The organism is Vagococcus allomyrinae (genome assembly GCF_017829975.1).
GTDB lineage: Bacteria > Bacillota > Bacilli > Lactobacillales > Vagococcaceae > Vagococcus_D > Vagococcus_D allomyrinae.
Genome location: NZ_JAEEGA010000001.1, coordinates 482,265 through 507,353, shown reverse-complemented (window position 1 = coordinate 507,353; position 25,089 = coordinate 482,265). Strand labels below are relative to the sequence as shown.

At 40.5% G+C, this 25,089-nt stretch carries 23 protein-coding genes; 5 read left to right on the top strand and 18 right to left on the bottom strand.

Features of this window, described 5'->3' with window-relative positions:
• Positions 1 to 28: 28 nt before the first annotated feature.
• Positions 29 to 313, bottom strand: coding sequence for a co-chaperone GroES (gene groES / locus I6N95_RS02255; RefSeq protein ID WP_209524708.1), 285 nt, complete (start codon positions 311 to 313; stop codon positions 29 to 31).
• Positions 314 to 531: 218 nt separating this feature from the next.
• On the opposite strand from groES, the gene I6N95_RS02250 reads away from it, so the two are divergent.
• Positions 532 to 1,173, top strand: a complete 642-nt coding sequence (locus tag I6N95_RS02250; RefSeq protein ID WP_209524707.1) for a CPBP family intramembrane glutamic endopeptidase — start codon at positions 532 to 534, stop codon at positions 1,171 to 1,173.
• Between the two features lie 45 nt (positions 1,174 to 1,218).
• Here I6N95_RS02250 and I6N95_RS02245 read toward each other — a convergent pair whose 3' ends face one another.
• Entirely contained in the window at positions 1,219 to 1,863 is a 645-nt protein-coding gene (locus I6N95_RS02245; RefSeq protein WP_209524706.1) for a redox-sensing transcriptional repressor Rex, read from the bottom strand.
• Positions 1,864 to 2,154: 291 nt separating this feature from the next.
• Between I6N95_RS02245 and I6N95_RS02240 the strand changes: the two genes are divergently transcribed.
• Entirely contained in the window at positions 2,155 to 4,104 is a 1,950-nt protein-coding gene (locus I6N95_RS02240) for an ABC-F family ATP-binding cassette domain-containing protein (protein WP_209524705.1), read from the top strand.
• A gap of 33 nt (positions 4,105 to 4,137) precedes the next feature.
• Here I6N95_RS02240 and I6N95_RS02235 read toward each other — a convergent pair whose 3' ends face one another.
• Positions 4,138 to 5,145 (bottom strand): YdcF family protein, encoded by a 1,008-nt coding sequence (locus tag I6N95_RS02235; RefSeq protein ID WP_209524704.1) that lies wholly within the window; start codon positions 5,143 to 5,145, stop codon positions 4,138 to 4,140.
• A 230-nt stretch (positions 5,146 to 5,375) separates the two neighbouring features.
• Here I6N95_RS02235 and I6N95_RS02230 point away from each other — a divergent pair, with 230 nt between their 5' ends.
• The gene (locus I6N95_RS02230; RefSeq protein ID WP_209524703.1) at positions 5,376 to 5,912 is read left to right on the top strand and encodes a DUF1129 domain-containing protein; all 537 of its coding nucleotides are present in this window, start codon (positions 5,376 to 5,378) and stop codon (positions 5,910 to 5,912) included.
• Positions 5,913 to 5,979: 67 nt separating this feature from the next.
• Here the strand turns inward: I6N95_RS02230 and I6N95_RS02225 are convergent, their stop codons facing one another.
• The 11 genes from I6N95_RS02225 to I6N95_RS02175 form a co-directional block, all read right to left on the bottom strand.
• Positions 5,980 to 7,722, bottom strand: coding sequence for an NADH-dependent [FeFe] hydrogenase, group A6 (locus tag I6N95_RS02225; protein WP_209524702.1), 1,743 nt, complete (start codon positions 7,720 to 7,722; stop codon positions 5,980 to 5,982).
• Positions 7,723 to 7,748: 26 nt separating this feature from the next.
• The gene (locus I6N95_RS02220) at positions 7,749 to 9,620 is read right to left on the bottom strand and encodes an NADH-ubiquinone oxidoreductase-F iron-sulfur binding region domain-containing protein (protein WP_209524701.1); all 1,872 of its coding nucleotides are present in this window, start codon (positions 9,618 to 9,620) and stop codon (positions 7,749 to 7,751) included.
• Positions 9,621 to 9,697: 77 nt separating this feature from the next.
• Positions 9,698 to 10,201 (bottom strand): NADH-quinone oxidoreductase subunit NuoE family protein, encoded by a 504-nt coding sequence (locus I6N95_RS02215; RefSeq protein ID WP_209524700.1) that lies wholly within the window; start codon positions 10,199 to 10,201, stop codon positions 9,698 to 9,700.
• A 366-nt stretch (positions 10,202 to 10,567) separates the two neighbouring features.
• Positions 10,568 to 11,515, bottom strand: coding sequence for a DHH family phosphoesterase (locus I6N95_RS02210; protein WP_209524699.1), 948 nt, complete (start codon positions 11,513 to 11,515; stop codon positions 10,568 to 10,570).
• An 18-nt stretch (positions 11,516 to 11,533) separates the two neighbouring features.
• Positions 11,534 to 12,856: a DRTGG domain-containing protein gene (locus I6N95_RS02205; RefSeq protein ID WP_209524698.1), complete on the bottom strand. Its 1,323-nt coding sequence runs from the start codon at positions 12,854 to 12,856 to the stop codon at positions 11,534 to 11,536.
• A 323-nt stretch (positions 12,857 to 13,179) separates the two neighbouring features.
• A complete protein-coding gene (locus I6N95_RS02200; protein ID WP_245249194.1) occupies positions 13,180 to 14,622 on the bottom strand; it encodes an MFS transporter in 1,443 nt (480 codons plus the stop codon).
• A gap of 110 nt (positions 14,623 to 14,732) precedes the next feature.
• Positions 14,733 to 16,406 (bottom strand): ribonuclease J, encoded by a 1,674-nt coding sequence (locus tag I6N95_RS02195; RefSeq protein ID WP_209524697.1) that lies wholly within the window; start codon positions 16,404 to 16,406, stop codon positions 14,733 to 14,735.
• Positions 16,407 to 16,436: 30 nt separating this feature from the next.
• The gene (gene dapA, locus I6N95_RS02190; protein WP_209524696.1) at positions 16,437 to 17,309 is read right to left on the bottom strand and encodes a 4-hydroxy-tetrahydrodipicolinate synthase; all 873 of its coding nucleotides are present in this window, start codon (positions 17,307 to 17,309) and stop codon (positions 16,437 to 16,439) included.
• Between the two features lie 21 nt (positions 17,310 to 17,330).
• Complete coding sequence (locus I6N95_RS02185; RefSeq protein WP_209524695.1) at positions 17,331 to 18,386, bottom strand: aspartate-semialdehyde dehydrogenase; 1,056 nt, start codon at positions 18,384 to 18,386, stop codon at positions 17,331 to 17,333.
• Positions 18,387 to 18,656: 270 nt separating this feature from the next.
• The gene (locus tag I6N95_RS02180) at positions 18,657 to 18,875 is read right to left on the bottom strand and encodes a hypothetical protein (RefSeq protein WP_209524694.1); all 219 of its coding nucleotides are present in this window, start codon (positions 18,873 to 18,875) and stop codon (positions 18,657 to 18,659) included.
• A 141-nt stretch (positions 18,876 to 19,016) separates the two neighbouring features.
• The gene (locus I6N95_RS02175) at positions 19,017 to 20,732 is read right to left on the bottom strand and encodes an ABC transporter ATP-binding protein (RefSeq protein ID WP_209524693.1); all 1,716 of its coding nucleotides are present in this window, start codon (positions 20,730 to 20,732) and stop codon (positions 19,017 to 19,019) included.
• Positions 20,733 to 20,882: 150 nt separating this feature from the next.
• Here I6N95_RS02175 and I6N95_RS02170 point away from each other — a divergent pair, with 150 nt between their 5' ends.
• Positions 20,883 to 21,197, top strand: coding sequence for a PadR family transcriptional regulator (locus I6N95_RS02170; RefSeq protein WP_347340526.1), 315 nt, complete (start codon positions 20,883 to 20,885; stop codon positions 21,195 to 21,197).
• Entirely contained in the window at positions 21,197 to 21,811 is a 615-nt protein-coding gene (locus I6N95_RS02165; RefSeq protein ID WP_209524692.1) for a hypothetical protein, read from the top strand. Before I6N95_RS02170 ends, I6N95_RS02165 begins: the two co-directional genes overlap by 1 nt.
• Positions 21,812 to 21,839: 28 nt before the next feature.
• Here I6N95_RS02165 and I6N95_RS02160 read toward each other — a convergent pair whose 3' ends face one another.
• From I6N95_RS02160 to I6N95_RS02145, 4 genes are all read right to left on the bottom strand, one after another.
• On the bottom strand, positions 21,840 to 22,481 hold the full coding sequence (locus I6N95_RS02160; RefSeq protein WP_209524691.1) for a DUF5105 domain-containing protein: 642 nt from the start codon (positions 22,479 to 22,481) through the stop codon (positions 21,840 to 21,842).
• A gap of 17 nt (positions 22,482 to 22,498) precedes the next feature.
• Positions 22,499 to 22,723 (bottom strand): hypothetical protein, encoded by a 225-nt coding sequence (locus I6N95_RS02155; protein WP_209524690.1) that lies wholly within the window; start codon positions 22,721 to 22,723, stop codon positions 22,499 to 22,501.
• A gap of 9 nt (positions 22,724 to 22,732) precedes the next feature.
• Positions 22,733 to 22,999, bottom strand: a complete 267-nt coding sequence (locus I6N95_RS02150) for a hypothetical protein (protein ID WP_209524689.1) — start codon at positions 22,997 to 22,999, stop codon at positions 22,733 to 22,735.
• A gap of 463 nt (positions 23,000 to 23,462) precedes the next feature.
• A complete protein-coding gene (locus I6N95_RS02145; protein WP_209524688.1) occupies positions 23,463 to 24,971 on the bottom strand; it encodes a DUF1846 domain-containing protein in 1,509 nt (502 codons plus the stop codon).
• Positions 24,972 to 25,089 lie beyond the last annotated feature (118 nt).

Below are 25,089 nucleotides of genomic sequence, written 5' to 3'. Positions count from 1 at the left end.
TTTTGATTCATTGAAATGTCTTTAATGTTTACTCTACAATTGCCACGATATCTTTTTCGTGAACGATTAAATAATCTTTGCCTTCATATTTAACTTCCGACCCAGCGTATTTTTCAAACATCACTTTGTCACCGACTTTAACAGATAAGCTCATTCTTGTGCCATTTTCTAATACATGACCTTCGCCAACAGCGATTACTTCACCAGTTTGTGGTTTCTCTTTAGCTGCTGAAGTCAATACTAAGCCACCTGCGGTTACTTCTTCTTCTTGACCTACTTCAATAACAACACGATCATTTAACGGTTTTAACACTGTAAATCCCTCCACTTTATAAAGTCTATAGTTATTCGATTAGCATTTAGCACTCTTTTGTGCTAAGTGCCAACTCACTCTTATATAATACTCATTATTTGCTTTTTTTGCAAGAAATATGGTAATTTTTTTTTAAAATTCACATCTTTTTCGTCACTATGCTATACTTTACCATAGTCAGAGGTGCCTTTCACACCTCATCATTAGGAGGTCATCAGATGACAATCACCAAATATTTTATTAGCCAGTGCTCGCTGTATTTGCTGGTTTATTTCAGCCCACTCTTATTGCTACCCTTTAAGCCCAGTAGCAACCTCAGCATTAATTTTACAACCATCAGCTATTTGATAGGCGCTGGACTCCTTATTTTTTTTAGTCATTCATTAAAAGAAGTACCGGCAATCGAACAAAAAGCACTCACAACTCCCCGAAAAGAAATTATTCTCTGGGGCGTTTACGGGTTATTTTTAGCCTTTTTAACGCAAATTATCGCTGGCTCCATCGATCGTCTGTTATGGGATAGTGGCCAATCACAAAACACTCTAAATATCGCTCAGCTAATCCGTTCATCTCCCTTTTTTTTAATCGCTGTCTCCATCGCAGGGCCGATTATGGAAGAATTCATTTTCCGCCGGAGCTTAATCAGCTTTTTAAGTCAGTATGTGACGCCTATTCTTGCGGCTATCATCAGTTCACTTCTCTTTGCCCTCGTTCATGCTGATGGTCACTTATTAGTTTATTTTTCAATGGCCATGGTTTTTTACTTTCTCTATCAAAAAACTGGCAGCATTTGGACTTCGATTATCGCTCATTGCGCCATGAATTTTATCGTCATGCTACTACAACTCAACCTATCATAAAAAACGACAGCTTGCCAATTAAATTAGCAAGCTGTCGTTTTCGATTTATTCTTCTTCTTTTTTGGTATAGTGATTCAAGAAATAAATCAATGTTTGTAATTCATTCGTCAAATCAATGCTTTGAACTTGAACATCGTTCGGCGTTGATAACCGAACTGGGGTAAAGTTCATAATCCCTTTAATGCCTGCTTTAATCAACAGATTGGCTGTATCTTGAGCAGCATTTGCTGGAATAGCCATGATTGCAATTTCAATTTGCTGCTGCTTGATTTGCTCTTCCATATCACTCATCGGATAGACAGGTATCCCGTCAACAATTCGACCAACAAGTTCTTCCTTCACGTCAAACGCAGCGCTAATGCGAATGTTGTTATTTTGATGGAAACCGTAATTTAGCAAGGCATTACCTAAATTACCAACACCAACCAGAACCACATTTGTCAAACGGTCTTCGCTTAATGTTTTAGCGAAGAAATCCAATAAACTTTGAACATCATACCCATAACCACGTTTACCTAATTCGCCAAAATAAGAAAAGTCACGACGAATCGTCGCACTGTCTACTTTAACTGCTTCACTTAGCTCAGTTGATGACACTTTCGTTTTTCCTGAGTCCAACAACACTTTCAAATAGCGATAATACAACGGCAAACGCTTCGCTGTTGCTTTTGGTATTACTTGATTCTTCATTTTAATCCTCAGTCCTCCTAATTAATTAGCCATTCTCAACGATACCTATGATAAATTGTTTCTGACATATGCTTGGCCTTGCCCACTGCTAAACAAAGTATTGAATTAACGGTGATGGCTTTTACTATCGATTTCACATTATTATAATAACAGTATCTAACAGGTAAAAGCAATTTTCTTGTTTGGTATTGTGAAAAAATTTCTTGAGAATGAGTTTCATTTCCATTATTTTTCACAAGAAATGATAAGTATGATAGACTAGTACTATACTATGCAAGCGAGGGACACAAGATGATTTTATTACAAGCGAATCAAGTCGCCCGACATTTTGGGGCTGACACATTGTTTAAACATATACACTTAGAAATTCAGGATCGCAGTCGGATCGCCTTAGTTGGCCGAAACGGTGCCGGAAAATCCACCTTACTAAAAATAATCGCCGGCATCGATGAACCTGATGAAGGTTCGATCTCAAAGATCAAACAGCTGACGATCGGTTATCTCGATCAACATACCGGTTTCCAAAGCGAGAAACCCATTTGGGAGGAAATGCTGACTGCTTATGACGGTTTACGAGCCATGGAAGCTCGTCTACGAGAATTGGAATATCAAATAGGACAACCTGAACAAATCGCTGATAACGACAATTATCAACGATTACTAACAGAATACGATCAGCTTCAACATGATTTTAACGAGCAAAATGGCTACGGCTATGAAGCCGAAATGAAAGCTGTCTTAAATGGGTTTCAATTTGACGAAAGTTTCTACCTTCGGCCAGTCAACAGTCTTTCAGGTGGGCAAAAAACGCGCCTCGCCTTGGCAAAGCTTTTGCTTGAAAGCCCCGACTTGCTTATACTCGATGAACCAACTAACCATCTAGATATTGAAACCTTGGCATGGTTGGAAAACTATTTACAAAATTATCGCGGTTCTCTCTTAATCGTCTCTCACGATCGTTATTTTCTCGATAAAATTGTCACTGAAGTCTACGATTTAAGCCGACAGAAGATGACCCATTACAAAGGTAACTACACCCGCTACTTGGAATTAAAAGAAGAACAGCTCGCGCAAGATTGGAAAGCCTTTGAAAAACAACAGACGGAGATAAATAAATTAGAGGATTTTGTTGCACGTAACTTGGTTCGAGCTAGCACAACCAAAAGAGCTCAAAGTCGGCGAAAACAATTAGAAAAAATCGATCGGCTTGACAAACCTGTAGGCGATGAAAAATCAGCTCGCTTTTTATTTGGCATCGAGCGAGAATCAGGTAATGTGGTTCTACACCTTGAAGCAGGTGCGATCGGCTACGATCAGACCATCTTATCAGAACCTGTCAATCTTGACATTCGCAAACGAGAAGCCATCGCTTTAGTTGGTCCAAACGGCGTAGGAAAATCAACGCTGCTGAAATCAATCATCAAGGAAATTCCTTTTATTAAAGGAGACGCTCAATTAGGAACCAATGTTTCTATCGGTTATTACGATCAAGAACAAGCCAATCTTCGCTCTAATAAAACAGTCCTGCAAGAACTTTGGGATGAACACCCGACAACACCTGAAAGAGACATTCGATCGGTTTTAGGCAGTTTCCTTTTTTCAGGAGAAGATGTTGAAAAAACGGTGCCACTTCTGAGTGGTGGCGAAAAAGCCCGACTAGCCTTAGCAAAGTTGTCCATGAACAAAGAAAATTTCTTAGTCCTTGATGAGCCCACCAACCACTTGGACATCGACAGCAAAGAAGTTCTGGAACACGCCCTAATAGAATTTAATGGTACCATTCTATTCGTCTCTCATGACCGCTACTTTATTAATCGGATTGCCACAAAAATCGTGGAGCTGTCTGCCACTGGCAGCAAACTTTATTTAGGTGACTATGATTACTACTTAGAAAAGAAACTTGAAGAAGCAGAATTAGCTGCTTTACAGGCAGCTGAATCAAACAATTTGTCAAAAACAGCTGAACTTGCTACTTCCCGCAATCAATTTCAACAATCAAAGGATGAACAACGAGCTATTCGCAGCCTGACTCGCAAGATTGAGCAACTTGAATCCCAGTTACTCACGATTGAATCTCAGATAGAAACCATTCAAGTTGATATGAGCAATCCTGATTATTTTGAGGATCATCAAAAATTACTGACCCTTCAACGTCAGCTGAATGAGCTCGAGCAAGAGCAAGAAACACTATTAGAAGAGTGGGAAACCCTCAGCCTTGAATTAGAAAATAAACAAACATAAAAGAAATGGGACTATTGAATAGTCCCATTTCTTTTACTTATAGATAACAGTCCCTCTAGGAACCTTTTTAAGGCTCCTCACCATCTCTTTAACGAACATCAGGCTGACAGCCACAAATTCTCTTAACATCGCGCTAGGAAGGAAATAACTAGCTGTATGAGAGCCGACACCCTTTGCAGATAAACCAACTTGCTTAGCGAATAAATGGCTACGAAACACGTGGAAATTATTGCTCACAAAAACAGCTTCATACGCGGCTTGCTCGTTTTCAATCAGTTGCTTACTAAACAACATATTTTCATACGTATTGATGGCAAGCTTTTCTACCATAATATGAGCGGGCTTAACCCCTTGCAAAACCAAGTAATCCCTCATCGCTTCTCCCTCAGAAATAGCTTCATCAGCTCCCTGACCACCTGTAACGAGAATTTTGCTGACGTGCCCTAAAGCAAGTTGTTGCTGATACAGTGCCAGACTACGATCCAATCGGCTCTTGAGCAGTGGTGTCACTTGATGATTAATTAAGCCACAACCCAACACGATGATGTAATCAACCTTTTCTATTTTGGCATAATGTTGAGTCACATATGCTGTGAACAAAAAAATCAAAAAACTGATCAACAACATTAATGCAATAAAATTAGCAGATCCTGTCAGCACTGTTAAAATGGTCAAATCTACCTGATAAGCGACAAAAGTTGCCAAACTAACGCTCAATAAGCCAACACCTAGTAAAAGGGAGAGACTATTGCCAAGGGATTGGGACTCTCGCCTTAACATGATTCCACCATTAATCGTAAAAACCACCCCTGCAGAGAATACGATAAAAGGACTCAAAGCAACAATCAACATAATACTAAAAGGAATCACTGTTAAACTTGCCACCAGTAAACCTGCTACACTCAACAACAATAACAGCTTAAACGCTGTGGATTTTTTTGGCTTTCCTGAAACCGGCGCCGAACGCTCACTGATCACTTTTTTTATCAAGCCAGCTATCACACCTAAATAAGTCACACCAATGGTTATGAATCCCATCATTTTCTCCATCTCCTTTAGCTCTTTCCTAAAGTATAGACGAAACTGAAATGAGGCAACATCGAATCAACTTTCATTATCCCGGGTGAACCTAACAAAATTGTTATATCAACTGTAAGTTAGCGCATTAGCAATTGAACTATTAGCTTTTATCGTTTAAACTAAAAGTACCAACATTGTGATTTCGTGAACTTGATAAACAACTCGCTCTCCTCAAGAAAGAAGGAATAGACATGAAAAAAAGAACTTTATGGATCACCCAAACAGCTGTTTTTCTCGCCTTATTGATTGTCATTCAAGCCGTAACCGCCTCCTTCGGCAGCACTTTGATCACTGGTTCCATGGTCAACCTAATTTTGATCGTATCCTTGATGATCGGTGGCTTAAGTTGCGGCTTAACTGTCGCTCTTCTATCTCCCATCATGGCATTTATCTTAAGTATCGGCCCGCCATTTTGGCAAATCATCCTCTTTATCGCTTTAGGGAACAGCATCTTAGTAGCAACTTGGTACCTTATCGCCGGCAAACAAGCTGAGATAAATGTCTTCGCTTCCCTATTCGCCGCAATTATGGCGGCCCTGCTAAAGTTCGGCTTTCTGTATGTAAGCGTTGTTAAATTTGTCATTCCCATCTTACTCCAATTACCTGCCACTAAAGCAACGGTTGTCGGTGCGGCATTTTCCTACCCCCAACTGCTTACCGCTTTAATTGGAGGACTACTGGCCACATTATTGCTCCCAACCTTAAAACAGGTAATAAATAAATACTAACCTTCCCCGACTTAGCACTAATTGCTAAGTCGAGGAACTCAGTGACCCTTCCTTCTGATTTTCTCCATTAAAACTCAGACCGCGGCTGATAACTTGTATGCAATATCTGATGAGCTTTTTGACTACCTGGCTCACCTAAAAATTCATGATAAACCAATTGAACAATCGGACTATCATTGGATTTCCGCAGCTTTTTCACACGATCCTCAGCGTAAAGTCCTGCCGCTCTTTTTCTTTTCAAATCGATAAAATTACGAACTGAAGCCGGTTGAACTGGTTGTCCACCACCATTGATACAACCTCCTGGACACCCCATAACTTCCACAAAGTGATAAAATTCGTCACCTTCCTGCATTCGTTTGATCAACTTCTTGGCATTCGCCATCCCTGAAACAGCCGCGACTTTAACCGTCAGGCCATTTAGCTCGTAAGACGCTTCTTTAATCCCTTCCATGCCTCTAACTTCAGTAAACTCAAACTGCTCCAAAGAATGACCTGCTAACATTTCACTGGCTGTTCTTAAGGCCGCTTCCATGACACCGCCAGATGCCCCGAAAATATAGCCAGCACCAGTGGCTTCTCCGAAAGGGTCATCAAACCTTTCATCTTCAAGTTCGGTAAAACGAATCCCTGCCTTTGCGATCATTCGAGCTAACTCCCTTGTAGTTAAGGCAACGTCCACATCTGAAAAACCAGAAGCAGCTTCATCTTCCCGTTTCACCTCAAATTTTTTGGCCGTACAAGGCATAATCCCCACGACATAAATATCTTTTGCTTCAATGCCCATTTTTTTCGCATACCAAGTTTTCGCTAAAGCGCCAAACATCTGTTGGGGGGATTTACAACTGGACAGATTAGGAATTAATTCGGGATAGTAAGATTCACAATACTTAACCCAACCGGGTGAACATGAAGTAAATAATGGAAAAGGCCCATTATTAGAGATTCGATCAATAAATTCCGTCGCTTCTTCCATGATAGTAAAATCAGCCGCCACATTCGTATCAAAAACACGATCAAAGCCTAATGCTCTTAGTGAGGCCACCATCTTTCCTTCTACATTAGTGCCAATTGGCAAACCAAAGGCTTCTCCTAATGTCACGCGAGTCGACGGCGCCGTTTGAACGATAACATGTTTCTTTGGATCAGCCAAAGCTTGCCAAACTTCCCGAGACTGATCTTTCTCAGCAATGGCACCTGTTGGACAAACTACGATGCACTGACCACAAGAGATACAGGCAACCTCCCCCAGATCCTTGTCATAAGCACAGCCAATATGTGTTTTAAATCCGCGATTATTGGCTCCAATGACCCCAACATCCTGCCATTTCGAACAAGCAGCAACACAGCGGCGACACAAAATGCATTTATTATTGTTACGATACATATGCACCGCGCTATCATCGAAGTCGTATTGATAGTTTTCACCATCATAATACCCTTCATCTTCCACGCTAAATTCCTGACACAATTTCTGTAATTCGCAGTTGCCATTACGTACACAAGAAAGGCATTTTCGTTCATGAGTTGACAACACTAGCTCTAAGTTAGTTTTACGTGATTGAAACACCTGCTCAGAATTCGTCACAATTTCCATGCCCTCTTTAATCGGATAAACACAAGAAGTCACTAAGCTTTTCGCTCCTACAACCTCAACCACGCACATGCGACATGCGCCAATTTCATTAATATCTTTCAAATAACATAAAGTTGGAATATCAATATTGTTCACTCGAGCTGCTTCTAAAATCGTACTACCTTCTGGGGCCTGGCACTGTTTACCATTAATTAATATATCAATCTGTTTCACATTTCTCCCTCCTTCTAACCTTGGATTTAACCAACACTAATCGCTTTATAACGACAAGTATCCAGACAAACACCACATTTCGTGCACAGTTGTTGGTCGATAACATGAGGCTGTTTTCTTTCCCCACTAATCGCAGACACAGGACATTGTCTAGCACAAGCCATACAACCAGTACAAGCTTCTTCAATAATTTCATATGAAATCAGCTTTTTACAGACACCAGCCGGACATTTTTTTTCACGAACATGGGCGATGTATTCCTCCTTAAAGTAATGGTAAGTAGACAAAATCGGATTAGGAGCCGTCTGCCCCAAGCCACAAAGTGAATTCTCTTTAACGTGCTTACACAGTTCTTCTAATTTATCCAAATCATCCATGGTTCCTTTGCCCATTGTAATTTTTTCCAGTATTTCCAATAAACGTTTTGTTCCCACTCGACAGGGAATACATTTTCCACAACTTTCTTCCACCGTAAATTCCAAGAAAAACTTGGCAATGTCCACCATGCAATTTTTTTGATCCATGACGATCAGTCCGCCCGAGCCCATCATCGAACCAATCTCTATCAAATTATCGTAATCAATTGGGACATCGTAATGTTCAACCGGAATACAGCCACCTGAAGGGCCACCTGTTTGTGCCGCCTTAAAGATCCCACCGTCTGGAATTCCTCCGCCAATATCTTCCACCACTTCACGTAAGGTTGTGCCCATCGGAACTTCTACTAATCCGGTATGCTCTATTTTGCCACCTAAAGCAAACACCTTCGTTCCTTTAGAATTAGCCGTTCCCATTCTCGCAAACCAATCAGGGCCCTTTAAGATAATCTGAGAAATATTCCCGAAGGTTTCCACATTGTTAACAATCGTCGGTTTGCCAAATAATCCTTTAACCGCTGGAAAAGGTGGTCGAGGACGAGGCTCTCCACGATGACCTTCGATGCTTTCTAACAAGGCCGTTTCTTCGCCACAGACAAACGCACCAGCCCCTAGTTTTAAGTCAACATCAAAATTAAAATCGGAACCCAAAATCCCTTCGCCCAACAGTCCACAATTTCTCGCTTGTTCTAAAGCAATTCGTAAACGGCCAACTGCAATTGGATATTCAGCTCGCACGTAGATATACCCTTGACTGGCTCCTATGGTATACCCCGCAATTGCCATTGCTTCAAAAATAGCATGAGGATCTCCCTCTAAAATAGATCGATCCATAAAAGCTCCAGGGTCCCCTTCATCAGCATTGCAAATAACATATTTTTGATCAGCTTGACTTTGATGAGCAAATGACCACTTCAAATAAGTCGGAAATCCAGCACCTCCTCTTCCTCTTAAACCAGATTTTTCCAAAATGGTTAACACCTCTTCGGGTTGATACTGATCAAGGACAGTCGCTAACGCCTGATAACCATCAAAAGCGATGTAGTCTTCAATTCTTTCAGGATCGATCCGGCCACAGTTACGCAACGCCACACGCTTTTGCTTGTGGTAAAAGGGAGTATCCATCAAACGATTGATGACCTCATCTGTTTGGTGATCGTGATACAACAAGCGCTCAACTAGCTCACCAGCAACCAGATGTTTTTCGACAATCAACTTGGCATCTTTGGGCTTGACTTGATGATAAAATGTCCCTTCAGGATAAATAATCACGATCGGACCTTGGGCACATAAACCAAAGCAACCTGTTGAAACAATCCGCACCTGATCGACTAACTCGTTCTTTTCCAGTTGTTCAACTAATGCGGCAATAAATTCTTGGCTTTTAGAAGCGATACATCCCGTTCCAGCACACACCATAATCTCTCTCGTAATCCCAGGGACAGTCCCACTATTGAGACGAATGTTCATCTCATGTCGATATTGCTCTTTCTGAGCCTTCAACTGACTCCAATTTTCCATGCTTTCAACTCCTCACTGTTCCATTCTGCTACTAATACTTGAGTTCATTCGTAACAGTCCTTCCCAACTTGTTCTACTTAATCTGCTTTTTGATAAGTGACTAGTACTTTGTCTCCTCGCTTTTTAGTCAGGCGGCCAAATACTTCTTCATTAACAGTCAACACAGGTGCGAGCCCACAAGCGCCGATACACCGACAAGATTCTAAAGTAAACTTGCGATCAGTCGTCGTTTCTCCTGGCGCTATTTTTAACGACTCACTGTAACTGTCCAAAATATCTCCAGCCCCCTTCACGTAGCAAGCTGTTCCCATACAAACACTTATCGTATACTTCCCTTTCGGCACGAAAGAAAACTGAGAATAAAAAGTTGCCGTGCTGTACAGGCGCTCCAGTGGAATCATAAATGCCCTAGCAATTCTTTCCAGGACTTCAATTGGTAAGTAACCATAAATCCGTTGCGCTTCTTGTAACGCTGGCATATCAGAACCTGGTTTCCCTTTGAGCCTATCCAGGCACTCAGCAAATTCCCCTTGCTGATCGACAGTTTCAATAAAATCAAAGGCTACTTTTAATTGACTCATTAGCTTTTTGCACATCCTTTCAATTTTTAAGTTAACGCTTACAATCACATTATAACAAATTATTCTGAAAAAACATCTTAATTGTGAAAAACTTTCAATATTAACTAACAAAAAAATCACCAATGACAATGATTATCATTTTCAATATAGAGAAATTGTGAAAAAATCACAAAAAAAGCCATATTCTTTCCATCTGACCTTCCAACTAATCAAAGCGAAATTACTAGTTATTGATAATTGCGAGCGGCTGTTCAAGCTTTGGCAAAAGGCCAACTAGCCACAGAGTGCTCACAATTATGTTTAACTAATAGTCCACATTAATGATCACGAAAGAATCAAACTAAAGAACTAGCATTTTTTAGTTTATTATTTACTATTTTTGACAATTTCTTGAATTTCTTTGTACATCTCCGCCACTTCTGCCAAATCACGAGCATTGGCTCCACTGGCCAGTGGATGTCCTCCGCCATTATGTTCTTTAGCTAATTGGTTAATTGCTGGACCTTTCGATCGCAACCGTACACGATAATAACCTTCTGGCTGCTCAACAAAAATCCCCCAAGCAATCACACTATCCACTTGTCCTGGTAAAGGAATCAGAGCTGCTGTTTCAGCGTCTGTTACACCATACTCTTCTAAAATGCTATAAGGTAATAAAACCATACCAGCACCATCTTCATCAAGCTCCATCTGTTGTAAGACATAGCCTGATAGTTTCGCTACATTAAGCGTAGTATCATTTAAATAGCGATTTAAACGAGGGGCATCAAAGTTAAAGCGAGTTAACATCGCCACTACTTCAAACGTATGAGGAGTAGTAGCAGGATACATAAAGCGACCCGTGTCGCCAACAATCCCGCCATATAATAAACGAGCGCCTTCATCGGTCAAGATTAGTTCGTCTTTAAATTCCGTGTAAAAATCAGCAATCATTTCGCTACAGCTGCTAGCCTGCGTATTCACCCACGACAAATCGCCATAAGGCTCATCATTTGGATGATGGTCAATTTTAATCAACTTATCCCCTAGATGATAACGGTCATCGCTAATCCGAGGCGCATTTGCTGTATCCGTCACAATGACCAACGCGCCTTGATAACTGTCATCGGCTATTTCATCCATCTCTGTCATGTAACCTAAGTCATCAATCGGTCCCCCAGCCTTGAATACCTGTTTTTCAGGAAAAGAGGCTTTAATAATCTCCACTAGACCTGCTTGAGAACCTAATGCATCCGGATCTGGTCGCTGATGTCGATGAACAATGATTCGATCATACGCCTTGATTTCTGCTAATATTTCTTGTGTAATAGTCATTTATTTTCCCTCTTTCCCCTATGTTTTTTCCATCAACTGGCAAATGACGATTGCTTTTGCCACAATCGCATTTTCTAGATAGACCTCTATATCCAACTTAGCTGAACGGCGGCCAATTTCCAACACACGTGGCCGGATATCCAACTCACTTTCAATTTGAATCAAACGGAAATAGTGTAAATTTACTTGTTCAATAACCACATTTCGCCGCTGATGAAGGTACATTGTTCGTTGCGACACATTACTGATGATCTCACTCAACACACCAAAAGAAATCGTGCCTACCGTACTAACCATTTGTGGCGTCACGGTAAAAGCAAAATGAGGCTCATCATTTTTAGTCAAGCCTTCAATGGTGGTAATTTCACCAGAAATCTGATCAGAGATAGTGTCGGCTACTTGTGGTTGTCGTTGAGCCAACTGCATAGCTTTCATGACGTCTTGCCGTGAAATAATCCCAATCAACGATAAATCATCCTCTACCACAGGCATCATCTCCAGCCCATCCCAAATCATCAGGTGACCAACACTTGCCACACTCATGTGTTTCTTGACATTGTTCGGATCTTTGGTCATCACTTTATCCAAAGTTTGGGAATCTTGTTTACCGATTAAATCCTTGGCAGTGATGATGCCCAAAACTCGTTGACTTTTATTGACGACGGGAAAACGCGTGTGATTAGTACGATCAGACAATTCCCGATAGTCAGCCACTGTATCGGTGGTGTATAAAAAGCTAGTCTTCTCCAGAGAGGTAAAGATATCTCCAACTAACATAATATCCTTTTTAATCAGTTGATCGCTCATGGCACGATTGATCATCGTCGCCACTGTAAAGGTATCATAAGAGGTGCTCAAAATAGGTAGACCAACTTCATCTGCCAACGCGATGATCTCAGCCGTCGTTTCCAATCCGCCAGTGATTAACACGGCTGCCCCTCGTTCTAAAGCCAAGATTTGCACTTCTTCACGGTTACCAACAATCATCAACGAACCTGGCGTAATATAGCGTTCCATGGCACTTTCAGTCATTGCCCCAATAATAAACTTCGAAAGAGCCTTCTCAAGACCATTCCGCCCACCTAAAATTTCCCCCTCAATAATCTTTACGACTTCACCAAAAGTCAATTTTTCAAAATGACTCTTCATTTTCCGTTCAATTCGAATCGTCCCTACTCGTTGAATCGTGGAAACTAATCCTGTATTTTCTGCCTCTTTAATCGCCCGATATGCTGTCCCTTCACTCACACTAAGGGTTTTCGCAATGCTACGCACTGATATCCGTTCGCCGACAGGCAAGGTTTCGATATACTCTAAAATTTGATCATGTTTCGTAGCCATTCAATCTATTCTCCTTTTCTGTGTCACTACCAAAATAACTCGCTGCTTCAATGACAATAATTATGTCTAATAGACTTATTATAAACGTTAATGAGCAAAATAACAAAGACAATGCGCCAATAAGTATAACAGTTTTCAATTCAAGAGTAATACAGTTTTTCACAAAGATTAGCCCAAGATATCAGACTACCGCCTTCAATTTCGCTGAAAGCCTTGACTACTCACATAGTTAGGCTTTGTTAATAATAAATCAACAATGAATTTTTTGTAAAATATCCCTTAAAAAAAGAAAGACAACCGCCAACGATTGACCTTTTTTATCATTAATCCCATTTAGTTCGACCTTTAACATATCGCCAACCAGTCATCATTAGCGCCACCAAGCAAATCAAAAATGACACAAAATACGTCACATTCATCCCATAAACAAATACATCTGGACGATCCGCTAAATATGTTGTGACTTTTTCACCCATTTTGGCAGACATAGCGTTATACAAGACCGTCGTTGATAACGAAACTCCGACTACCATTCCAAAATTACGTGCCAGTGAATTTAAACTACCTGCAACACCTAAGTCTTGCATGTTCACACTACCCATGACGATCGTATTATTCGGGGGTTGAAACAACGCATTTCCCAATCCCATCAAAGCTGGAATAATCATAAACAAATAAAGAGACGTTTCAGCTCCAACTAGCATATAACTTAATTGAGAAACAGTTAATAATACCAAACCAAATAAACACAAAATTAATGGACCTACTTTGTCTGATAAGACACCACTAATCGGAGCCCCAACTACCATTACTAGGGGATAAATCATCATAATTAAGCCAGCCTTACTAGAAGTTAACCCTCTTAAGTTTTGCAAATAAAAAGGCAGGATTACATTAGCAAAATAATTATTAACGAAGATTAAGGAGGCTGCTAACAAACTTACGGTAAACATCTTATTATTAAAGATGGTAAATTGAACTAAAGGATCCTCCACTCTTTTTTCGATTCGGTAAAAGGCAACTAAACTAGTGAGGGCCACTGCCATTAATCCTATGGTCAAGCCATGATCGAACCCAATTTCTTGCCCGATGAACACTCCACCAAAAAAGCTCATGATTGATAATGCAAATGTTATAAAGCCAACCACATCAATTCTTTTGCCAGAATGAAACCTATCTTTGGGCAAATAGCGTTGGCCGAGTATAATCGTAACTAAGCCCACAGGCACATTGATCCAAAATATATAAGACCAATCTAAATGATGTAAAATCAAGCCGCCTACGCCAGGCCCTGTAATGGAACCTAACGAAACAAAGGATCCCATTAATCCGAGAGCTTTGCCTCTTTCACTCATAGGGAAAACTTCTGTGATAATCCCTGTTCCAGTTGCCATGGTCATGCTAGCACCAATCGCTTGAATGACTCTTGCCACTAATAAAATAGTTAAAGAACCAGGAATACCACATAACAACGAGCCTAAAACAAAGACCACTGTTCCCCATTTAAATACCATCACTTTGCCAAAACTGTCGCCAATTTTACCGAATAACAACAAACACGCACAGACGGTCATTAAGTAAATCGACACCACCCATTCAGCCTGATTCATCTTAACACCGATATCAGCTGATATGGTCGGCAACGCCACATTGACGATACTCCCATCTAAAGTCGACATAAAGGTAAATAAGCCAGTCGCAAGCAAAATAAGCCAACGATGATTATAGTCCTCATGGCGTGATTCCGATCTTAAGTCTTTCTCCAAACAAAACGCCTTCTTTCTTAAAATCCACCCACTAACTCGCTTGACCTTTCACTTCTCAGTAAAAACCAAAAAAACTTATCCTCTTCAGACAGAAGAGAATAAGAGTAGCACTATTTTTTACGTTGACTTGTTTCCATAATAACTGGTAAAATCACTGGTCGACGTTTGGTTTGTTCAAACAAGTAACGGCTCAATTGCTCCCGGATGTCTTGTTTTAGCTTGCCCCATTCAAAATCATTATTTTTTAAGTTTTCTTGAATGATATCTTCAACAATCGTCGCACTTTCCTTCATCAAGTCTTTGCTTTCTTTCACATAAACAAATCCTCTTGAGGTAATTTGAGGGCGAGCCACAATTTTTTGTTGCTTACGGTTGATCGTTGTCACAGCAATAAACACGCCATCTTCCGAAAGAATACGACGGTCTCGTAAAACGATATTACCAATATCGCCAACACCTAAACCGTCAATTAAGACATTATCCGCATCTGCTGTTCCAGCAATATGCATACGACCATCTTTGTATTCCAACATATCACCACGACCGGTTAAATAAATGTTTTTATACGGAATTCCCAACTCATTTGCCAAATCAGCATGCGCTGCTAAAACACGGTATTCTCCTTGAATCGGAATAAAGAATTTTGGTTTCATCAAATTCAGCATCAATTTTAAATCATTCGGACTGGCATGACCCGAAACACGGAAGTTGTCAGAAATCGTTTTAACCGTTCCGCCAGCTCGATAAATCATGTCTTCCGTTTTAGCCACTGTCGTTTCCATGGCGATCGACGGTGTCGTCGTGATGTAAACTAGGTCACCTTCCTGAATGTTAATACCACGAGTTCGGCTACTTGCCATTCGTTGAAGAGCTTTGATTGGTTCACCCATACGACCTGTTTCCAAAATTAATAATTCTTCTGGTTGATAATTTTTCATGTCTTTGGCTTCAATAATTAAATCTTCACTTGCCAAAGTTAATTTATCCAACTTGATGGCCGTCCGAATAATTCGCTCTAAATCCTCGCCAGTTAAGACCACTTTTCGTAAAGAACGATGGGCCGCATCGAGAACTTGCTGAACACGTTGAATATTACTAGCCACACTGGCTACAATAATCCGCCCATCCCAATAACGCAAAGTATCAAACACTTCTTCCGAAATTTGACGCTCTGACACTACTTGAATTGGATTTTCCGCATTGGAAGAATCACTTAAAAGGGCCAACACGCCTTCCTTACCAATTTCTGCTAATCGCGCAAAGTCTGTTTGGTACATCGGAATCGCACTGTGATCAAACTTAAAATCACCTGTGTACACAATATTGCCTTCTTTGGTTTTGACTGAGATACCAACAGAATCTGGAATAGTATGGGTCGTTCTAAAGAAACTAACCGTTCCAAATTCAAAATCAATTTCAGTAAACTCATTGATCACATGGAAATCTTTAAACTGTTTTGAACCAGCATAGCTTTCCACATTTAATTTGGCTAACTCAATCGTTAACTCCGTTCCAAAAACTGGCACACTGATACTTTCCAATAGGTACGGTAACGCCCCAATCGCATCTGCATGTCCATGGGTTAAGAAAACACCAGCGATCTTATCTTTATTTTCAACAAGATAAGAAAAATCGGGAATCACGACATCAATTCCTAACTGATCATTTTCTGGATATTTTAGACCACAGTCTAAAATAAAAATCTCTTCTTCCACTTCTACGATGTACATGTTTTTTCCGTTCTCACGGACACCGCCTAATGGAATAATTTTGATGTTACTCAAATCTTTCACCTCATATGTTCTTCCCAATGATTACTTATTCAGTATCATTAAAATATTTTCTTTTTCTGTGGGAGTACAGGCAACCAGAGGTAAACGCAAACCACCGACATCTATGCCACGATGATTTAGGATCGCTTTAATCGGTGCCGGTGACGGCACTGAAAAGACAGCTTGCATTTTAGGCAATAACTGGGCATGAATGGCACTAGCTTCCGCTAATGCCCCTTGCTCAATCAGCTGATACATGGCAAACATCTCATCACCAATCACATGACTAGCGACAGAGATAATTCCCTGAGCGCCTAATGTTTTAGCAGTGAAGGCCATGGCATCATCACCACTGAACAACAGAAAGTCGTCAGGGGCATGTGCTTTGATCAAGGCTAAGGCATCGGCACCACTACAATCTTTGGTGCCAATGACATTTGGTAAAGCTGCTAGGCGTAATGTTGTGGCTACCTCCATGTTCACACTGGTCCGACTCGGCACATTGTATAACATGATTGGCAACTCACTGGCTTCCGCCACAGCTTTAAAATGCTGGTAAAGCCCTTCCTGGTTTGGTTTGTTGTAATACGGGACTACGACTAAACCGGCTGTAACTCCCTCAATTTTTGCTACTTTTTTTATAAATTCACAAGTGACATATGTGTTGTTACTGCCTACGCCACAAATAATCGGTACGCGGCCAGCAACAATCTCCACCGTTGCGGCAAACAATCTTAACGCTTCATCTTGACTCAGGGTTGGTGATTCACCCGTTGTTCCTGACACGATTAATCCTTCCGTATGATGAGCAAGTAGATACTCTATCAAATTCGGTAATTTTTTATAATCAACTGCACCCTGATCATCAAAAGGCGTCACCATTGCAGTTAAAATACTAGCTTGTCCTAAATCCATGTTGAATCCCCCAATCTTGCTTTACGGCACGCGAACTAACTCTAACTGATGCAACGTCTCAGCAATTTGCACAGAATTCCAAGCGGCACCTTTCAGTAAATTATCAGAGACAATCCACATGTGAAAGCCATTCTCCACATCCAAGTCACGACGGATACGACCCACAAACGTTTCTTTTTTATCAATACTAGTCAAAGCTTGAGGGTATAGTTGATTGGCTGGGTCATCTTGTAGTACGACGCCTGGCGCTTCATTCATCAACGCTTGAATCGTCGCCACATCTGTTGGCTCTTTCACCTCGAGATAGACAGACTCTGAATGACCTGATAAGACCGGAACACGGACGCAAGTTACGGATATCTTAATGCTATCATCAGACATGATTTTTTTCGTCTCATTGACCATCTTCCACTCTTCAAACGTATAACCATCCTCACCAAATACATCAATTTGCGGCAAAGCATTAAAAGCCAGTGGGTAATGTTTTTTGTCCCCACCACAAGGTAAAATAGCCGCTGTGACGTCATCAGCTGACTTACCAGCCAACATATCCGTTAATTGAGATTCCAATTCCTTGATGGCTGACATTCCCGCTCCACTAACCGCTTGATAAGTTGACACGATGACACGATCAAGACCGACTTTTTGACGAATCGGTTCCAAAGCCACCATCATCTGAATGGTAGAACAATTTGGATTGGCAATAATCCCCTGATGCTGGTGTAGCGCGTCAGCATTGACCTCCGGTACAACTAAGGGTGTCTTTTCATCCATCCTAAATGCACTCGTATTATCAATCACAACAACACCACGCTTCACAGCTTCTGGTGCGAATTTTTTGGATAGTTCTCCTCCAGCGCTAAAGATTGCCAAATCGACACCTTCAAACTCTTCTGCGACTAGCTCCCGAATGATCACAGGTTGATCTTTAAATGTCAATTGCTTGCCAGCAGAACGTTTGGAAGCAAGAAACTTAATAGCCTTAATGGGCAACGAACTTCCTTCTAACATCTCGATAATTTTAGTCCCAACTGCGCCGGTCGCGCCAACAACTGCAACATGGTATTCTCTACTCATACGATAAACTCCTTCATTTTGACAATTTTTCCCGAAAAATCTCATTCTTTATTTTACCACAAAATTTAGGAAATATCTTTAATATTCTCCTTCTATCCGCTAAAATAGTTCGGTAAATCGCCTTCTGTCACGAAATAGTCCAAACGCAACTGATCAAAAGTGAAGCATTTCAGCCTTGACTCCCTCAAACAACAAATAGAATTAAAAAAAAGACGAGCCTTATGCCCGTCATTTTTGTTTGCCCCTTACTTTAACCACCCTCTGCCAAGGTCAGCCTTGATTAAAAAAGGAGGTATCGGTAAAATAACGGATACTTACCTGTTCTAACCCGCTACCTGACTCCTTGTTACAGTAAGAGAGTCGCTGCATATCTTCAACAGTTGCACGAATCTTGCCGCCAACTACCACCTCACAGCTCTCATTTCTTCTCGGCTCATCAGCTAGAATGTCGCCAGTTACTTGTCTCACATTACGCCCTAACTTCCCCATGGCTCACTCCTCCTAAATTGAACTACCTTTTGATAATAATATAACACCAAAAGTAGACTTCACCAAAGAAGATGCACTAACAACTGTGATTTTCGGTTTATTTCCACATATGAGATAACTAAACTCGTCACAACTTAACTTCTACTCTCTAAACTGAGCATCATACAAGTTTTTATACACATTGCCTAAAGACATTAAACTTTCATGGGTTCCTTCTTCAACAATTCCCTGCTCATTAACCACAACAATTCGTGTTGCATGTTTAATCGTCGCCAAACGGTGAGCGATAATCAACGTTGTACGGCCTTCTGATAAAGAGAATAATGACTCTTGAATAACCTGCTCTGTCTCTGTATCCAACGCAGAAGTCGCTTCATCTAAAATTAAGATTGGTGGATTTTTTAAGAACATGCGGGCGATCGCCACTCGTTGTTTTTGTCCTCCAGATAATTTAACACCACGTTCTCCAACAATCGTGTCTAGCCCTTCTGGCAAACTATCAATCACTTTTTCCAAGTGAGACAATTTGACCGCTTTTAAAATCTCACCTTCAGTTGCCTCTAGTTTGCCATAGGCCACATTTTCTCGTAAAGTTCCTGGGAATAAAAATACATCTTGCTGGACAATTCCAATTTGATCTCTTAAAGAATTTAAGGTCATATCACGAATATCAATGCCATCAACCGTAATTTTCCCAGAAGTCACGTCATAAAAGCGCGGTAGCAAGTTACACAACGTCGTTTTTCCAGACCCACTTGGACCAACAAAGGCCACCGTCTCACCAGGTTTGATCGTTAAGGAAATATTATTCAACACTTTCGTTGAGTCTTCATAAGCAAAGGAAACATTATCGTATAAGATATCCCCTTTCAACTCATGAACAACTTGAGCATTGGGGCGATCTTGAATAGCGGGTTCTTTGTCAATTTCTTCGATAAACCGTTTAAATCCGGCAATTCCCTTTGGATAGCTCTCAATCATATTATTCACCTTCTCAATCGGCCGCACAAAGACATTCGATAGCAGAATGAAAGCCACAAACTGACCATTGGTGAGCTCCCCGTTGATCACGTAATACGCGCCAAAGAAAAGAACAAATAGATTGATCAAGCGAATCAACAAATAATTGTAGGCGGAGCTCACGCCCATCACCTTATAAAACTTCAACTTAGACTGGCGATAGTTTTGATTCAATGTTTCGAAACGAGAAGCTTCATGCTCCTCATTAGCAAAGGCCTGAACCACTCGAATGCCACTAACAGAGGCTTCAATCCCAGCATTAAACTCTCCCAGATTATGGTAGATATCAGTGTTAACTCGCGTCATTTTCTTGTTAAAATACACCAGTGCAATGGTGATAAAAGGAACTAAAATAGCTGTTGCAATCGCCAGCTTCACATGGGTGTTTAACATGATTAAAAATGACCCAACAAGTGTCATAACCGTGATAAAAATATCTTCTGGTCCATGGTGAGCAACCTCAGATATCTCAAACAAATCCGTGGTTAACCGACTCATTAATTCCCCAGTCTTTTGATTGTCATAATAGCCGAATGGTTGACGTTGTAAGTGAGCATACAAATCCCGACGCATATCGGTCTCCATGTTAACGCCCAACATATGACCAAACGTGACCACCACATATTGCAGCCCCGTATTGACCGCATAAAAAAACAATAAAGACAAACACGCGGTAATAATTAAATTCCAATCATTTTTTGGCATGATTTTATCAATGACTTGATTGACAACGATTGGAAATGCTAATTCTAAGGCTCCCGCAATAATGGCACAACTGAAATCTAAAATGAACAGCCCTTTATAGGGCTTGTAATAACTAATAAATCTTTTTAACATTTAAATACGCCTCCCTAACTTATTAGTTAATCAAAAAAAACGAGCAATGTAAAGAAAAACAACACTTTTTTCACATCTTGTCGCTCATTTTAGGATCGCTAGTTAATTATCAATTTGTCGTTTCGCGACATAATAAAAGGAGGTGAGTAAATGCCACTGGACGACCTAATAAACAAATACGTGCCAATGACGGAAACGGCTTTTCTAATTCTATCTAGTTTACAAGAACCAAAACACGGTTATCTAATCATGGCCTATACAAAAAAAGTAACTCATAATCGCATCGTTTTGGCTAACGGGACTTTATACGGCACCTTATCCCGCATGGAACGAGACAAGCTCGTTACAGTTCAAGAAGACAATCAACGTAAGATCTATCACTTAACTGAACTAGGTAACACAATATTAAAAATAGAATGTCGGAGAATCCAAGAACTTAGTCACTTAATAGAGGAGGGACGCTGATGTTAGGCATATACCTCAATCACTTAAACATCATAAAAGAAGAAGCGTATTTAAATCGAAAAGCGGCTAACGGCTGGCTTGTCAGTCAAAAACATGGCCCTTTTTATCAGTTTAAGGAAGCACCAACTGGACCGATTCGTGTTTCACTTGATTTAGCGACACCAGATATCTCATTTGAGCAAAATAATTTTTTTCATTTATTATTCACCAAAAAAATCGTCAAATCAAAACTAGCACTTTTTTATTATTACATGGATGATCCTGATTTGATCGAACTAACACCCCAAAGGGATAATGATAGAACGTTAGCATACTACACCACCCTGTCAAGTCGCAAAATAAGTTTGTTTAACGTCTTAATCTTAGCTTGGACACTTTTCTGGGGAATCAGTAGTGTCTTAAACAAGGGAATTCAACATAAGCCCTCAAGCCGATTATTCGCCTTACTACTGCTACTTATTATCTGTATTCCTCTAGCAATGAAGACACGCTTAAACAAGATATCTCCTGTTATTTCGACAATCAGCCAAACGATGTCAAAGTATTTTCTCCAGCTCACTTGCTTCCGATTGGTTGGCTCTAAACAAAAACGCTTAGGAACTCATCCACCATGAGCAACCTAAGCGTTTCATTTTTTCAAACTCAATAACTAAAAGCAGTCATTAAGTCTCTGATAAACCGATCCTTATTTTGAATTACCCACTTTCCCCGCTCGTCTCTCGCTGCTATTAAGTCAAGGGTAACCTTCGTAACATCACCTTTGGTCTCTTGATTTTCCGCCAGTAAAAACAGAGTTTTAATGCTGATCTCATTAACCAGTTGATCGATCTGAGCCTCACTAGTTTCGGCTGTAATATCAGCCAATTCCGGCTCCAACTGCGACTCAATCATGCCACTTAACTGTTGATCATCCAACTCCTCTAGCCCTATAACTGCCAGTTCTACTTTAGCGATTTTGGCAGTTTCTTCAATAACGGTCACCTCAAAAGAAGTCATTTGATTTAAATTACTGACCAGTCTCTCTGATAACAAAGCCAATTGGGCGTCGTACTCCTCACCAAATTCAAAGCGCTCTTTTAACTCCCTCACAAGCCTCTTCGGTTGCGTGTCGTCATCAGCAACCTCCCAGTCCAAAACGAAACTTTCCTTAAGCTTCTTAGGGTCTTTGCCATAAATTATGCCATTAACCAATTCAGTCGTCGCATCCTTGGCAGCTACCGGTTTCTTACACCCGACTAACACAAATAATAAGCTAATCACGATTCCTAACTGTGCCTTCTTCATCACTTCTCTCCTGTCTATCAGCGATTGCGATTGTACTCTTTTTTTTCTTGAATGATGGCTTGGCGCTCCCCTTGGCTTAAATTCGGATCACTTAATTGCTGCCCATATTCACGATTTCGCTCACCAATTTCCCGACCACTCTGACTCGCACCTGTTGTTGCCTCAAGGGTCGGTGCCGGATCAATCGACTCGACTTGCTCAGGAATCACTGGTTCAGCTACAGCCTGCTTCTCTTGCTCCATTTGGGCCTGCTACATTCGATTTTGCTCAGCTTTTTCAGCCGCTGCTTGTTGTTCTGCCACTTTTACTGCTTGTATTTTGATTTTTTCAGCCACTCTTTCCTTGACTTCTTGGCCTGCTTTTTGACGGATAGCATCCAATTTGATTTGGAGGCGTTCCATTCTCACGCCTTGATTTAGCTTAGACACGTCCTTGGACGCCTCTGCTCTATCAGCGCTAAACAGTAACATCCCAGAGCAGATTGCAAGCAAACTCATCACCATACTAGCTTTCTTCATTCTTTTCATCTCCTATTATTCATTGATCAGATTATCCATAACCAGCTATTATCAATTAAACACTAGTTGCTATTAATCATAAAACAATAGAGATGATAATAGGAGCTTTTTACTATATTCTTACCACATTCTCATTTAATTTAGATAAGCAAAGCTGAACGAGGCGTTGCCGTTGCTCTTATTGCTTTACTTCGTCCTTCAAAGCTTAGTGCTTTAGCACTTAGCATTTGATGAGAACGAAGTGTCCCTTAACTCTAACGAATAAATTCGTAAGAATAACGGCAGCAATTAGAAGCAAGGGACATCGAAGTCAGCCCTGAAAGAAAAATAGCAAAATAGTTAAGCGAAGCGTAGGGTTGCCTCGTGAAGCTGGATCCAAACTACGATATAGAGAAAGTTTTATACTTTCCTATAAAGCAAAAAAAGAGAACTTACTGATGATCATCAGTAAGTTCTCTCTGCATTACAAATAATATAAATTTTCTGATGGATAAACAGGGTCACAAGAGACATCAATTCCCAATTTACGCAACGTCTGTTCATCGTCTTTATTGAGCATGACAGTTGAATGAGCCTGCACCCCTTCTAAGCGAGACAATTGCTCGTATGCCAACTGAGCAGTCGGATTAGTGACAGCGCTGATCGCTAGCGCAATCAATACTTCGTTGGCGTTTAAAGCCGTTAGACGACTGTTTAAATCGTTGACTTTTAATTTTTGAATGGTCTCAAGAATAACAGGAGACAGCAATAATATGTCATCTGAAATATTCGCTAAGGTTTTAATCGAGTTTAAAATGGCCGCCGAACAAGAATCCATTAAATTACTTGTTCGTCCCGTGATAACCTGGTCATCTGTTAACTCGAAAGCGATAACGGCTGGCAACTCACTGTTATCCGTGCTATCTCGATGTTTTTCAGCGTACTTCCGAGCAGGTGCAACCGGGACACGATCTTCTTGTTTTAGCTCCAACTCTTCCATAATCAACTTCATCCGATTCAAAATTTCTTCCTCAACAACGCCCTTTTTAAAGTCGTTTTCCGTTGCAAAATAGCGTCGAATTATTTCTTGTTTAGAGGCTTCTTGAACCACCTCGTCATCGATAATTCCAAAACCAACCCGATTAACCCCCATATCAGTCGGCGATTGAAAGACAGACTCTTTGCCGGTAATTCGCTCAATGATCCGCTTAATAACAGGGAATGTTTCAATATCACGATTATAATTCACGGCCACTTTTTTGTATTTTTCATAGTGGAAAGAATCGATCATGTTGACATCTTTTAAATCAACTGTCGCCGCTTCATACGCAATATTAAGTGGGTGTTTCAACGGCACATTCCAAACTGGAAAAGTTTCAAACTTAGAATAATCAGCGCTTCGCCCTTGTAAGTTTTCATGATACAACTGATTTAGACAGGTGGCTAATTTACCGCTACCAGCTCCAGGTGCCGTTACGACCACTATCGGTTTAGTTGTCGGAATATACTCATTGCGACCAAATCCTTCTGGACTGACGATTTTATCAATATTAGCAGGATAATCTTCAATTGCACTATGCTTATAGACTTTAATATCCCGACGCTCTAATTTATTAATGAAAAGTTTGGTCGACGGTTGCCCATTGTATCGCGTAATCACCACACTGTTAACAGCTAGCTCGTATTCTCTTAATTCATCGATCAGACGTAAAATTTCCATATCATACGTAATGCCATAATCGCCACGAATTTTATTGCGTTCAATATCGCCAGCGTACACACAGATAATAATTTCCGCTTGATCTTTCAAACGCTGCAACAGTTTAATTTTGGCGTCCTCATCAAATCCTGGTAGAACACGCTTAGCATGCTTATCGCCAATTAATTTACCGCCAAATTCAAGATACAATTTGTCGTAATCATTCACTCGTTCAAGAATATACTTTGATTGTTCTTCAATGTATATCTGTGGATCAAACCCAAGTTTCTTCATGTCAGGACCTCCGATAAGTCTTCTTTTCATTTTTACCTTTATCTATTATAAACTATTCTGACCAATTGCCAACCTATTTCCCTTCAAATCTTTTTTTAATCCCTAAACTGTCATAAAT